This is a genomic window from Muricoccus vinaceus, assembly GCF_042433125.1.
In the GTDB taxonomy this organism is placed as follows: Bacteria; Pseudomonadota; Alphaproteobacteria; order Acetobacterales; family Acetobacteraceae; genus Roseomonas; species Roseomonas vinacea.
On the sequence record NZ_JBHLVZ010000098.1, the window covers coordinates 85,210 to 98,878 of the forward strand.

The following is a 13,669-nucleotide window of genomic DNA, read 5'->3' on the forward strand; positions in this document are numbered from 1 at the left end:
TGCCGCCACGATGACCGATCCCAACATCATCCGACAATCCGCGCTGGACTGGATCGCGCAAAACGAGGCGCGACTTTCGGCTTTCTGCGCGCGCATCTGGGAGCACGCCGAACCGGCATGGCGCGAGTATCGCTCGGCCCAGGCCTATGCCGAGATCCTTCGCGAGGAGGGCTTCACGGTGGAGGAAGGGTCGGGCGGCATGCCCACCGCCTTCGCCGCACGCTGGGGCAATGGCGGGCCGGTGCTGGCCGGCTTCTCCGAATACGACGCCGTTCCCGGCAACTCGCAGCAGGTGGTGCCCTACCCTGCCCCGCGCGAGGGGCTGCATCCCTATGCCGCCGGGCACACGGACCCGCATTCGGTGCTTGGCACCGCGGCTCTGGCTGCCATGCTCGGCACCAAGGCCGCCTTCGAGCAGCACGGCGTCCGCGCCACGCTGAAGCTGTTCGGCGAGCCCGCGGAAAAGGTCTGCGGCTCCAAGCCCATCCACGCGGCCAAAGGCTATTTCGATGGTCTGGACGCCGCGGTGGTCTGGCATCCCTGGCCAAGCAACACCGTGACCGGCGACATCCACTTCGGCGCCTACTGGAGCGCGGTGATCACCTTCGAAGCGGAGAGCCCGGAAACCTGGGTGGATCCGTCCCTGATGCCGACCCAGGCGGCGCATGCCGTCGCGCGCAGCCCGGGCGCGCTCGACGCCATGTGCCTGATGTACACCACGACCAAGTACACGAAGGAGGCGATGTTCCCGCACAGCGGCTCCTGGACGCTGAACGAATACGTGCTCGGCGATGCCGGGGCAACATCGGACAACCTCGCGCCCCGCTTCAGCCAGATCCAGTATTCCTGGCGCTCCTCGTCGCTCGCGATCCAAGAGCAGATCTGGCGCGTGCTGGCCAACAACGCGAAATCGGCGGCCATGGCCACGGGGTGCCGCGCCTTCGTGCGCTGGGTGACGAAGACGCGCGTGGGCCTGCCCAACACGGCGCTGACGGATCTGACCTGGGCCAACCTCCAGGCCGTCGGCGCGCCGCGCTACAACGAGGAAGCGCTGGGCTTCGCACGCGACATCCAGCGGAACCTCGGGCTGGAGCCGATGGAGAACCCCTTCATCCCCGGTGTGACGACCCTGACGACGCCGGCGGACAACGATGCCGGGCTGCGCCGCACGCTGGCGGGATGGCAGACGCATCTGAGCGCCGACGACTACGTGGAGTATTCCTGGCACTGCCCGACGGTGCGGCTGCTGGCGGCGCGGCCGCGGCTCCGGGCACCCTCCCCCGGCTATGCCTATCCGAACTGGGCCTATCTCGCGCTCGGCGGGCTGCCGGCGGCCGTCGACCCCGGCATGTTCGTGGCGGCCCGGACCATGGCACTGACGATGGTGGATCTCGCGACCAAACCCGGTGCGCTGGAGACCGCGCAGGCGGAGTTCCGGGAGCGCACGGGCGGCGGCGTGGGTGGCACGGATTGGGTGGGACCGCTGCTGCCCGCCGCCTTCGACCCACCGGTGGACCTGCGCTGGCCGGAATACATTTCCACACCGCGCGGCGCGGAATGGACCTTCCCGACGCCGCACCACGGCACGGGCGCGGGCGAGCCGATCTGAGCGGACGGGCGCGGGGCAACGGCCCCGCGCCCGTCCGAACCCCGTTCAGGCGAGCGTGGTCAGGTCCTGGAACCAGTGCTGCGCCTGGGTGTAGTGGCGCACGCCCCGGCCGAGGACGTGCGGGTTGGTGTCGTGCACCACGAAGACCAGCAGCGCCTGATCCACCACGCGCTCGTGCACGCGGGCCATCAGCCGGTCCTGCTCTGCCGGGTCGAAGGACTGCATGGCCTGATCGATCAGCTTGTCCGTTTCGGGGTCGCCGTAGTGCGACCAGTTCACCCCGACCGGCGCCACCTGCTTCGAGTGGAAGAAGCGAACAAGGGCGTAGAGCGGGTCGGAGGTGACATAGGCGACGTTGTTGGCGGTGATGCCGCGCATGGAGTCATGGGCCGCACCGTTGCGCCATGCCGTGTAGAGCACCTCCAGCTCCACCGGCTGGAACTCGACCTCGATGCCGACCTCCTTCCAGGACTGCTGGATGAACTCGTTCATCGGCATGGACAGCATCTGCCCGGAACCGCCCGTGGCGATCAGGAACTTCGTCTTCAGCGGGTTGCGCGGGGAAAAGCCGGCGGCCTGCACCAGCCGCCGCGCCTCCGCGGGGTCGTGGCGCACCTTGAAGGAGGGGTTGCCGTACCAGGGCGATGCCGGGTCCACCACGCCGGTGGCGGGCTTGGCCAAGCCGCCGAGCAGGGAAACGATGTCGTCCCGGTTGATCGCGAGGTTCGCCGCCTGCCGCAGCCGCAGGTCGCGCCAGGGCGAACCCTCCAGCATCGAGAGGTGATAGTTCCAGACATGGGGGGTGACGTTCTCCACCACCCGGTTCCCGGCGACCTTGAGCTGCGGCACCATGTCGAGCGCCGGGGTCTCGATCAGGTCCACCTGGCCTGACAGCAGCGCGTTGCTGCGCGTGACGGCATCGGGGGCGCAGACCAGCACGACGCGATCCACCTTCGGCATCCGCGCCGGGTTCCAGTAAGCGGTGTTCTTCACCAGCTCGGCACGCTCACGCGGAACGAGGCGGGCCAACCTGAAAGGGCCGGTGCCCGAGGGCTCGGCGGCGAAGCGATCCCAGGAGCGGCCCAGCTTCTCGAACTGCGCCGGGGAGGACACAAGGAACCAGAGGAGCTGGTAGGGGAAAAGACTGTCCACGGCCTTGGTGGTCAGCTCCACCGTCATCGCGTCCAGCTTCCGCCAGGCGGCGAGCGAGGGCAGGCGCGGGCGGACCTGCGCCGCCTGGCGCTGGTCGAAATGCGGCGCCTGGGCGTTCATGACCTTTTCGAAGTTCCAGATCACGGCATCGGCGTCAAAGGCGGAGCCGTCATGGAAGGTGACACCCTGGCGCAGCTTCAGCGTCCAGCGCCTGCGGTCCGCCGGATCGGCCTCCCAGGAGATGGCGAGGCCGGGCACCAGCTTCCCCGGACGGTCCGCCACGTCCATTTCCCAGGCGACGAGAGGGTCATAGATGGTGTGGCCGGTGAACTGATAGGCGCCGGCGCCGCGGTCCGGCTGCCCCGCCGTCAACGGAATGTCGGACATCGAGATGCCGTAGCGCAGCACCCGTTCGGCCTGGGCCTGCGCCTCGGGAATGATCAGGCCGCAAGGCAGGGTGGCGAGGCCGGTTGCGCCCAGCAGGGCGCGGCGCGACAGGGTCATGCTTGGGGCTCCGGTGTTTGTTCCGGATGCGCGTAGCAACCTGCGTGCCGTGCCCTTCCCGCTTTACCCCCGCACATCCATGGCGGAGCGCAGCCCGTCGCTGACCATGTTGAAGCACATGCTGGTCAGGAAGATGCATACGCCGGGCAGCATGGCGATCAGCGGCTGGCTGTAGATCGCCGTGCGCAGCGTGTTCAGCATCAGCCCCCATTCCGGCTCCGGTGGCTTGGTGCCGAGGCCCAGGAAGGAGAGGCCCGAGGCCAGGATCATCGAGACGCTGATCAGGCTCGTGGCGTAGACGAAAATCGGGCCGAGCACGTTGGGCAGCACATGGGCGCGCACGATGGTGAAGGCACCCGCGCCGCTGGCCCGCGCCGATTCCACGTAGTCGAGGTTGCGGACGGAGGTGGTGGTGCTTTCCGCCACGCGGATGATCTGGGGGATGAACACCAGGGTCAGCGACAGCATGGCATTGGAGATGCCCGGCCCCAGGGCCCCGGAAATGGCGACGGCCAGCAGCACGGAGGGAAAGGCGTAGAAAACGTCCGTCACGCGCATGATCAGCATATTGACCCATCCGCCCGCGAACCCCGCGAGCACGCCGAGCGTGCCGCCGATTGCGAAGGCGATCAGCACGGGCGTGATGCCCAGGAACCAGGACAAGCGCCCGCCATGGAGAAGGCGCGTCAGCATGTCGCGGCCCAACTCGTCCGTGCCGAGAGGATAGCGCCAGTCCTGGAAGCCGATCGGGCGCAGGCGGCGGATCATGCTGGTCTGGTAGGGATCGTGCGGAGAGAGCCAGGGCGCGAAGAGGATGGCCAGCGCCATCAGCAGCAGGATGAACCCGAAGAACAGCGTGACGGGATCGCGCGAGAGGCGCCGCGCCACGCCCTGCCAGTAGCCGCGGCTGACCGGGGGGGCGGGCTGCGGCACGGCAATGCCGGCGGGGGCGGGGTTGGCAACGGTGGTGGTGCTCATGCGCGACGGATCCGGGGGTCGAGGGCGGTCTGGACCAGGTCCACCACAAGGTTGAGCGCCACGAAGAAGATCGCCAGCACCAGGATCGTGCCCTGCAGCACCGGCAGGTCGCGCTGGAAGATGGCGCTGTTCAGGAGAAAGCCGGTGCCGGGCCAGGAGAACACCGTTTCCACCAGGATGGAGCCGCCCATGAGGTAGCCGAGCTGCAGCCCCATCACGGCCAGCACCGAAGGGGCGGCGTTCTTCAGCACGTGCAGCGCGATCCCGCCGCGGCGCAGCCCCTTGCCGCGCAGGGTGGTCACGAAGTCCTGGTTCAGCAGTTCCGCCACCACACCGCGCACGGTGCGCGTGACGATGCCCATGGGAATGACCGACAGGGTGACGGCCGGCAGCACGAGGAACTTTGCGTGTTCCCAGTCCCAGGCCCAGGCGCCGGAGCCGCCGGGGCCGGCCCCCATGGCGGGCAGCCAGTTCAAGGTGACGCTGAACAGCACCACCAGCACCATGCCCAGCCAGTAGTGCGGCACCGAGACGCCGGCCGCGGCGAGCCCGATCGCCGCCTTGTCCAGCAGGCTGCCGCGGAACACCGCCGCGACGGTGCCGAGCAGGCTTCCCATGACAAAGCCGATCCCGGCCGCGACGAGCGCGAGGGTGAGGGTGTTGCCCACGGCGGAAACGAGGTCCGCCGTGACCGGGCGGCCCGTGGCCAGGGAGCGGCCGAGATCGCCCTGCACCACCTTCATCAGCCAGAGGCCGAACTGCACCGGCAGCGGCTTGTCCAGCCCGTAGTCGCGGCGCACCTGCTCCACCACCTCCTGCGGGGCGTCGGCGGGGACGATGGCGTTGATGGGGTCTCCCGGCGCAATCTGCACCAGCATGAAGCAGACCAGCCCCACGGCCAGCGCGATGGGAATGGCGTAGAGCACGCGGCGGACGAGATAGAGAAGCATGGGTTCCTCCGGCTCAGGCGGCTTGCGGCACGCGCACGCAGCGCGCGGCATGGCCGGGAACGGGGCCGCGGAAGGCGGGCACCTCGGGCAGGCAGGCTTCCTCCACGAAGGCGCAGCGCGGGGCGAAGGCGCAGCCCTTGGGAACGCGCTCCAGGTTGGGCGGCGCGCCGGGGATGGTGGTCAGCCGCTCCCCGCGCATCCCCGAATGTACGGTGGCGCCCAGTAGGCCCTGCGCATAAGGGTGCAGGGGACCGCGCATGAGGCCGCGCACCGGCCCCTCCTCGATGAACTTGCCGGCGTACATCACGGCGACGCGGTCCGCGATCTCCCCGGCGACGCCGAGGTCGTGGGTCACGAAGATCACGCCCATGCCCATCTCCTGCTGCAACCGTCGCAGCAGCAGCAGGATCTGGATCTGCACGGTGGCGTCCAGCGCCGTCGTGGGCTCATCCGCCAGGAGCAGCTTCGGGCGGCAGGACAGCGCGATGGCGATCATGGCGCGCTGGCGCAGCCCGCCGGACAGCTCGTGCGGATAGGCCGCGAGGCGGCGCTTGGCGGAGGGGATCTGCACCAGCTCCAGCAGCTCCAGCGCCCGGGCATCCGCGGCGGCCCGGCTCAGGCCTTCGTGCCGCATCACCGTTTCGGCGATCTGGCGGCCGATGGTGAAAACCGGGTCCAGGGCCGTCATCGGTTCCTGGAAGATCATGGAAACGGTGCTGCCGCGGATATCGGCCATCCGCCGCTCGGAGGCCGCGATGATATCGTGCCCCCCCACCCGCACGGCGCCCGAAAGCTTCGTGCGCCGCGGCGGGTTCAGGCCCATCAGGGCGCGCAGCGTGACCGACTTGCCGGACCCGCTCTCGCCGAGGATGCAGAGGGATTCACGTTCCGCGAGGTCGAAGGACACGCCGTTCACGGCGTGGACGGTGGCATCGCGCGTGACGAAGCGGACCTCCAGGTCGCGGACTCGGACAAGGGGTTCCGTCATGCGGCGATCCTCGGGGCGCGACTGTGGCCGTTGCCGGGCACCACCATCAGGCAGGCGGCCCGCTGACCCCCGGGGGCCGCGTGCAGCGGCGGCACCACGGTGGAGCAGACGGGCTCGGCGAAGTTGCAGCGGGTGTGGAAACGGCAGCCCGCGGGCGGGTTGATCGGGTTGGGCGGATCGCCCACCAGGGGCGGCTCCGTGCGGCGCAGGTCCGGGTCCATGGAGGGGCGGCTGGCCAGGAGCGCCGCGGTATAGGGATGGGCAGCACCGGCATAGATCGCCTCCACCGGCCCGACCTCCGCCACGCGGCCCAGATACATCACCAGAACACGGTCCGACATGTACTGCACCACGTTCAGGTCGTGGGAGATGAAGACATAGGTGAGGCCGAACTGCCCCTTCAGGTCCTGCAGCAGGTTCAGCACCTGCGCCTCCACCGACTTGTCGAGGGCGGAGACCGGCTCGTCCAGCAGCACGAGGCGCGGGCGGAGCGCCAGGGCGCGTGCGATGTTGATCCGCTGGCGCTGGCCGCCCGAAAGCTCGTGCGGGTAGCGGCGGGCGAACTGGTCGGGATTGAGGCCGACGGCGGCCAGCAGGTCCCGCGCGCGGGCGCGGGAATCGCCGCGCGACAGGCCGTGGACCTGCGGCGCGAAGGCGATCGACTCCTCAATGGTCAGGCGCGGGTTGAGCGAGGCGTAGCTGTCCTGGAACACCATCTGCACCTGGCGGCGGTATTCCTTCAGCGGCATCTCGCGGCTGCCCACGGTGCGGCCGTCGAAAACCACCTCGCCGGATGTCGGCGCCATCAGCGCCATGATGAGGCGGGAGGTGGTGGACTTGCCGCAGCCGGACTCGCCGACGATCCCCAGGGTCTCACCCTTGAGGACCTCGAAGTTCAGGTCGTCCACGGCGCGCACCACGCCGGCGCCGCGGCCCAGGAAGCCGGTTTTCAGCGGGAAGTGCTTGGTCAGCCCGCGCACCGTCAGCAGCGGCTGGGCGGGCCCACCCACATCCGGCAGGGGAGCGAGTGAGGTTTCCGTTTGCATCATGCCACCGACACCGTGCCGAAGTCCTGGAACCAGTTCCGCGCCTGCACGAAGCCGCGCACCCTGGGCGACATGGCCCGCGCGTTCAGGTCATGGGCCACGAAAAGAAACATCGCCTCGTCCACGATGCGCTGGTGACCGCGCGTCATCAGCACGTCCTGGGCCGAGGGCTCGAAGGTCTCGCGCAAACCCTTGCAAACCGCGTCCAGTTCGGCGTCCTTCGTGTGGCCCCAATTGGTGCCACGCGGCGCGACAAGCGCGGAATCGACGTGGCGGATAAGGGCGGTGAAGGGGTCCTGGCTGAAATAGGAGTAGTTCAGCGCGTGCACCCCGCGCGAGAGCGGATCGCGCGAGCCGGCGCGCCAGGCGTTCACCAATGCGTTCCACTCCATCACCTCGAACTCGACAACAATGCCGACCTCGCGCAGGTTCTCCTGGATCGCCTCGTTCATCGGCAGCGGCTGCATCATGCCGGAGCCCGAGCCAGGAATCATCACCTTCGTTCGCACGGGGCTGCGCGGCCCGATCCCGGCCTCCGCCAACAGCTTCCGCGCCTCCGCTGGGTCGTGCCGGATCCTGAAGGAGGGATTGCCGAACCAGGGGGAGCTCGGCGTCAGAAGCCCCACGCCCGGCAGCATCTGGCCGTCCATCATCCCCGCGATGCCGTCCCGGTCCACCGCCAGGTTCGCCGCCCGCCGCACCCTGACATCCCGCCAGATCGACCCCGGCGAGGTGAGGTCCAGGTGCCAGACCCAGTTGTGCGGGTACTCGTTGGTGACGATGCTGAACCGCGCGGCCCGCAGACTCGCCGTCACGTCCGGCGCCGGCGCCTCGATCCAGTCCACTTGGCCGGCCCGCAGCGCCGCCACCCGCGTGTTGGACTCCGGCAGGGGCAGCAGCACCAGCCGCTCCAGCCTCGGCCGCCGCGCCGGGTTCCAGTAGTCGGGATTGGCCACCATGACGCCCCGCTCGCGCTGGCTGTACTCCGCCATCCGGAAGGGGCCGGTGCCCGAGGGCGAGGACAGGAAGGCGTCCCAGGACCGCCCCACCTTCTCCCACTGCGCGGGGGAGGACATGACGATCCACGCGATGCCGTAGGGCAGCAGCGCGTCCACCTCGGTGGTGCGGATCTCCAGCGTGCGCGCGTCCAGCGCCGTCGCCTTCGCCACGCTCGGGATGCGGGACCGCCCCTGGGCCGCCTGGCGCGGATCAAAATGGGGCGCGGAGGAATCGAGCAGCTTCTCGAAGTTCCACTGCGCCGCATGAGCGTCGAAGACGCTGCCGTCGTGGAAGCGCACCCCCTCGCGGATGGTGAACAGCCAGCGCCGGCTGTCCGCCGGATCGGCCTTCCACTCCGTCGCCAGGTTCGGCATCAGGCGCGACGGCGCGTCCGACCGGGACAGGTCCCAGAAGACAAGGCTGTCGAAGACGGTATAGGCCATGAAGCGCTGACCCTCGCCGCCCTGGTCGGTCTGGCCATTGGGCAGCGGCACGGCCGCGGCCGTCATGCCGATCCGCAGCGTGCCGCCCTTGCCCGCGGGGGCCTGGGCCATCGCCATGTCCCAGGGCAGGGCAGCAGGCAGGGCGGCGACCGCAAGGCCGGCACCCAGCAGCGCCCGTCGGCTCGTCCCCATGGCAAATCTCCCCCAAGCGCCCCATCCCGCGAGCCGCGGGAAATCTTCTCCCGCCGGAACAGCAATCCCCATGCCATTCCTGTCCTCGCGGCCGGGAGCCAAGCCGCGGCGGCGCGTGCCCTCCCTCCTTCACGGATGTTTGCCCTTGGCACCGAATTTGCCAAAGTCCGTCGCGTCGACAACCAAGGGGGAGCACGCATGAGGAAAACCAATCGACGGGCCTGGCTGATGGCCGGCGCCTTGATCGCCGCACTGTCTCCCCTCGGCACCGGCCCGGCCAGCGCGCAGGAAAAGGTGCTGCGGATCGGCATGACCGCGGCCGACATCCCCCGCACCCTCGGCCAGCCCGACCAGGGCTTCGAGGGCAACCGCTTCACCGGCATCCCCATGTTCGACGCCCTGGTGAACTGGGACCTGTCCAGCGCCGACAAACCCTCGGTGATCATCCCCGGCCTTGCCACCGAATGGGCCGCCGACCCGGCCGATCCGACCAAGTGGCGCTTCAAGCTGCGCGAGGGCGTGCGTTTCCACGACGGCAGCCCCTTCAACGCGGCCGCCGTGGTGTGGAACGTCCAGAAGGTGCTGGACCAGTCCGCACCCCACTACGACGCCTCCCAGGTGGGCGTGACGGCCAGCCGCATGCCGACGCTCCGCTCCGCCCGCGCCATCTCGGACACCGAGGTGGAGCTGGTCACGAGCGAGCCCGACAGCTTCCTGCCGATCAACCTGACCAACCTCTTCATCGTCTCGCCCACCCATTGGGCCGCCAAGCTCGCCGCCGTGCCGGCCGGGGTGACCGATCCGCGTCAGCGGGCGAACCAGGCCTGGGCCGCCTTCGCGGGCGATCCCTCGGGCACCGGCCCCTTCCGCGGCACCCGCCTGGTCCCGCGCGAGCGCTTCGAGATGGTCGCCAACCGCAGTTACTGGGACCCGGCACGCCGCCCCAGGATTGACCGCGTGGTGCTGCTCCCCATTCCCGAGGCCAACACCCGCACCGCTGCCCTGCTGGGCAACCAGGTGGACTGGATCGAGGCGCCCGCACCGGATTCGGTGCAGCAGATCACCTCGCGCGGGTTCCGCGTGTACCAGAACGCCCAGCCGCATGTCTGGCCCTGGCAGTTCTCCTTCGCCGAGGGTTCGCCCTGGCTGGACCGCCGCGTCCGCCACGCCGCCAACCTCTGCGTGGACCGCTCGGAGCTGAAGACGCTTCTCTCGGGCCTGATGGAGGTGCCGCAGGGCACCGTGGCCCCAGGCCATCCCTGGTGGGGCAACCCGAGCTTCCGCATCCGCTACGATCTGGCCGAGGCGCAGCGCCTGATGCGCGAGGCCGGCTTCGGCCCGCAGCGCCGCCTGTCGGTGAAGGTGCTCACCTCCGCCTCCGGTTCCGGCCAGATGCAGCCGCTCACCATGAATGAGTTCCTGCAGGAGGCGCTGCGCGCCTGCTACTTCGACGTGCAGCTCGAGGTCGGCGAGTGGAACGCGGTGTTCAACAACTGGCGCGAGGGCGCGCGCAGCCCGAATGCCCGCGGCACCAACGCCACCAATGTCAGCTTCGCCGCCATGGATCCTTTCTTCGCCATGGTCCGCTTCGTCTCCACCGCGGCCCAGCCGCCGGTCTCGAACAACTGGGGCTACTTCTCCAACCCCGAGTTCGACCAGATCATCACGGCCGCCCGCACCACCTTCGACGCGGCCGGCCGCGATGCCGCGCTGGCGAAGCTGCACGCCCGGATCGTGGAGGAGGCGCCCTTCCTCTGGGTGGCGCACGACGTCGGGCCGCGCGCCCTTTCCGCCCGGATCAAGGGCGTGGTGCAGCCCCGGAGCTGGTTCATCGACATCGCCACCATGTCGATGGACTGAGCCGGCCCCCCTTCGGCCGGGCTTGGACGGGCCGCTCCCTTTCGGGGGGCGGCCCGCCTTCGTTGCAAAATCACCGGATCGCGCGGCCGTGTCCGCCCGCCCCCCGTTCCCGCCCCCCGGGAAGCTGCCATAATCGCTCCCAGAACAGGGGGAGACGTTCGACGCATGGCAAAAAGCCCGGTGCACGCCGCGCCCCTCGCGCGTTCCGCCATGGCTTATGTGCTGGCGGGCGGCCGCGGCTCTCGGCTGATGGAGCTGACGGACCGCCGGGCCAAGCCCGCCGTGTTCTTCGGCGCCAAGTCCCGGATCATCGACTTCGCCCTGTCCAACGCCATCAACTCGGGCATCCGCCGGATCGGCGTCGCCACCCAGTACAAGGCGCACAGCCTGATCCGCCACATGCAGCGGGGCTGGAACTTCCTGCGGCCGGAGCGGAACGAGAGCTTCGACATCCTGCCCGCCAGCCAGCGCGTGTCCGAGACGGAGTGGTATTCGGGCACGGCCGACGCCGTGTTCCAGAACCTGGACATCATCGAGAGCTACGGCCCCCGCTACATGGTCATCCTGGCCGGGGACCACGTCTACAAGATGGATTACGAGGTGATGCTCCAGCGCCACGTGTCCTCGGGGGCGGATGTCACCGTTGCCTGCATCGAGGTGCCCCGGATGGAGGCGAGCGCCTTCGGCGTGATGCACGTGGACGAATCGGACCGCATCATCTCCTTCCTGGAGAAGCCGGCGGACCCGCCCTCCATTCCCGGACGCCCCGACACCGCCCTGGCCTCGATGGGCATCTATGTTTTCGAGATGAAGCTGCTGGCGGAGGAACTGCGGCGCGATGCGGCCACGCCGGGGTCAAGCCGGGACTTCGGCAAGGACATCATCCCGGCCATGGTCGCGCGCGGCGCCGCCGTGGCCCACCGCTTCGAGGAATCCTGCGTCCGGTCGGGCGCCGAGGCCGAGGCGTATTGGCGGGACGTGGGCACGGTGGACGCCTTCTGGCAGGCCAACATCGACCTGACGGACGTGGTTCCCTCCCTCGACATCTACGACCATGACTGGCCCATCTGGACCAATGGCGAGGTGACGCCACCGGCCAAGTTCGTGCTGGACGACGATGGCCGGCGCGGCATGGCGGTGGACTCCCTCGTGTCGGGCGGCTGCATCGTCTCGGGCTCGCGGGTCCGGCGCTCGCTGCTCTTCACCGGCGTGCGGGTGCGCTCCTATGGGGAGGTGGAGGGCGCCGTGCTGCTGCCCGGGGTGGTGGTCGGACGCCATTCGCGGCTGCGGAAGGTGGTGGTGGACAGCGGCGTCGCCTTGCCGGAAGGACTGATCGTCGGCGAGGACCCGGAGGAGGATGCCAGGCGGTTCCGGCGCTCGCCCGGTGGGGTCTGCCTGATCACCCAATCCATGATCGACGCGCTCAAGGGCTGAGGCCAGCCTGGGAAAGGTATCGCTGATGGGACCGGAAACCCCCACCCTGCGCGTGCTTTCCGTGGCCTCGGAATGCTTTCCCCTGGTCAAGACCGGCGGGCTGGCCGACGTCGTGGGCGCGCTGCCCGCCGCGCTCCGCGCCGAGGGAGTCGCGGTGCGGACGCTGCTCCCCGGCTACCCCGGGGTTCTGGCGAAGGTGCCGGGCGCCACCCCTGTTCATGAGTTCGACGACCTGTTCGGCGGCCACGCCCGTGTGCTGGCGGCGCAGGCGGCGGGGCTGGACCTGCTGTTGCTGGAGGCGCCACACCTCTTCGACCGGCCGGGTGGCCCCTACAACGACCAGTGGGGCCGGGACTGGCCCGATAACCCGCAGCGCTTCGCCGCCCTCTGCTGGACCGCGGCGGAAATCGGCCGCGGCGCCCTGGCGGACTGGCGGCCCGATGCCGTGCACGCCCATGACTGGCAGGCGGGCTTGGCGCCGGCCTATCTGCATTATGGCGCGCAGCCCCGCCCCGGCACGGTCTTCACGGTCCACAACCTGGCCTTCCAGGGCTGGGCGCCCGCCTCTCTCCTGTCCGGGCTTCGCCTGCCGCCCAGGGCCTTCGACATCGACGGCGTGGAGTTCTTCGGCGGCATCGGCGCCCTGAAGGCCGGGCTGCGGCTTTCGGACCGCCTCACCACCGTTTCCCCGACCTATGCCCGCGAGATCGCCACCCCGGCGGAAGGCCAGGGGCTGGACGGCCTGCTCCGCTCCCGGGCCGGGGTGCTGAGCGGCATCCTCAACGGCATCGACGAGGAGGACTGGAACCCGGCCCATGATCCGCACCTCGCAGCGGTGTTCGACGCCACGCGGCCGGAAGGCCGCGAGGCGAACCGCGCGGCTCTGCGCGACCGCATCGGACTGGCCGCAAGGCCGGACGGGCTGGTGGTGGGCGTCGTGACCCGCCTGACCGGACAAAAGGGCATGGACCTCCTGTTGCAGGCCCTGCCCGCGCTTCTCTCGCATGGGATGGACCTCGCGTTGCTGGGCGCGGGGGAGCCTGCGCTGGAGCAAGGCTTCCTGGCGGCCTCGGCAGCCCATCCGGGCCGCGTGGCCGTGCGGATCGGCTATGATGAGGCATTGGCCCACCTGATCCAGGGCGGTTGCGACGCGCTCCTCGTGCCCTCCCGCTTCGAGCCCTGTGGGCTGACCCAGCTCTGCGCCCTGCGCTACGGCGCCCTGCCGGTGGTGGCGCGTGTGGGCGGGCTGGCGGATACGGTGATCGACGCGAACGAGGCGGCCCTGGCCGCGGGGGTCGCGACCGGGCTGCAATTCGCACCGGCCACCGCACCGGCCCTGGAGACGGCGCTGGCGCGGCTCGCCGCCCTCTGGGCAGACCAGGCATCCTGGAAGCGAAGCCAGGCCAATGCCATGCATGCGCCGGTGGGCTGGGCGCGTTCTGTTAAGCGGTATGTGGCTCTGTATAAAGATGTCAGCGCCATGAGCCGGACGAACGGAGTGCCTTGACGCTCAC

At 69.7% G+C, this 13,669-nt stretch carries 10 protein-coding genes; 4 read left to right on the plus strand and 6 right to left on the minus strand.

What is annotated here, in order from left to right; translation table 11 throughout:
- Positions 1–10: 10 nt before the first annotated feature.
- On the plus strand, positions 11–1,609 hold the full coding sequence (locus ACFFIC_RS27420; protein ID WP_377056431.1) for a M20/M25/M40 family metallo-hydrolase: 1,599 nt from the start codon (positions 11–13) through the stop codon (positions 1,607–1,609).
- Positions 1,610–1,654: 45 nt separating this feature from the next.
- Here the strand turns inward: ACFFIC_RS27420 and ACFFIC_RS27425 are convergent, their stop codons facing one another.
- From ACFFIC_RS27425 to ACFFIC_RS27450, 6 genes are all read right to left on the minus strand, one after another.
- Entirely contained in the window at positions 1,655–3,265 is a 1,611-nt protein-coding gene (locus tag ACFFIC_RS27425) for an ABC transporter substrate-binding protein (RefSeq protein ID WP_377056433.1), read from the minus strand.
- 63 nt (positions 3,266–3,328) lie between these two features.
- Complete coding sequence (locus tag ACFFIC_RS27430; protein WP_377056435.1) at positions 3,329–4,243, minus strand: ABC transporter permease; 915 nt, start codon at positions 4,241–4,243, stop codon at positions 3,329–3,331.
- Positions 4,240–5,193, minus strand: coding sequence for an ABC transporter permease (locus tag ACFFIC_RS27435; RefSeq protein ID WP_377056437.1), 954 nt, complete (start codon positions 5,191–5,193; stop codon positions 4,240–4,242). The genes ACFFIC_RS27430 and ACFFIC_RS27435 overlap by 4 nt, the downstream gene beginning before the upstream one ends.
- Positions 5,194–5,206: 13 nt before the next feature.
- Positions 5,207–6,181, minus strand: a complete 975-nt coding sequence (locus ACFFIC_RS27440) for an ABC transporter ATP-binding protein (RefSeq protein ID WP_377056439.1) — start codon at positions 6,179–6,181, stop codon at positions 5,207–5,209.
- On the minus strand, positions 6,178–7,230 hold the full coding sequence (locus ACFFIC_RS27445) for an ABC transporter ATP-binding protein (RefSeq protein ID WP_377056441.1): 1,053 nt from the start codon (positions 7,228–7,230) through the stop codon (positions 6,178–6,180). The genes ACFFIC_RS27440 and ACFFIC_RS27445 overlap by 4 nt, the downstream gene beginning before the upstream one ends.
- Complete coding sequence (locus tag ACFFIC_RS27450) at positions 7,227–8,861, minus strand: ABC transporter substrate-binding protein (RefSeq protein ID WP_377056443.1); 1,635 nt, start codon at positions 8,859–8,861, stop codon at positions 7,227–7,229. Before ACFFIC_RS27450 ends, ACFFIC_RS27445 begins: the two co-directional genes overlap by 4 nt.
- A gap of 198 nt (positions 8,862–9,059) precedes the next feature.
- On the opposite strand from ACFFIC_RS27450, the gene ACFFIC_RS27455 reads away from it, so the two are divergent.
- The 3 genes from ACFFIC_RS27455 to glgA all read left to right on the plus strand — a co-directional run bounded on the left by ACFFIC_RS27455 (position 9,060) and on the right by glgA (position 13,662).
- Entirely contained in the window at positions 9,060–10,721 is a 1,662-nt protein-coding gene (locus ACFFIC_RS27455; protein ID WP_377056445.1) for an ABC transporter substrate-binding protein, read from the plus strand.
- A 165-nt stretch (positions 10,722–10,886) separates the two neighbouring features.
- The gene (glgC, locus tag ACFFIC_RS27460; protein ID WP_377056447.1) at positions 10,887–12,155 is read left to right on the plus strand and encodes a glucose-1-phosphate adenylyltransferase; all 1,269 of its coding nucleotides are present in this window, start codon (positions 10,887–10,889) and stop codon (positions 12,153–12,155) included.
- 46 nt (positions 12,156–12,201) lie between these two features.
- A complete protein-coding gene (glgA, locus tag ACFFIC_RS27465; protein WP_377056507.1) occupies positions 12,202–13,662 on the plus strand; it encodes a glycogen synthase GlgA in 1,461 nt (486 codons plus the stop codon).
- Positions 13,663–13,669 lie beyond the last annotated feature (7 nt).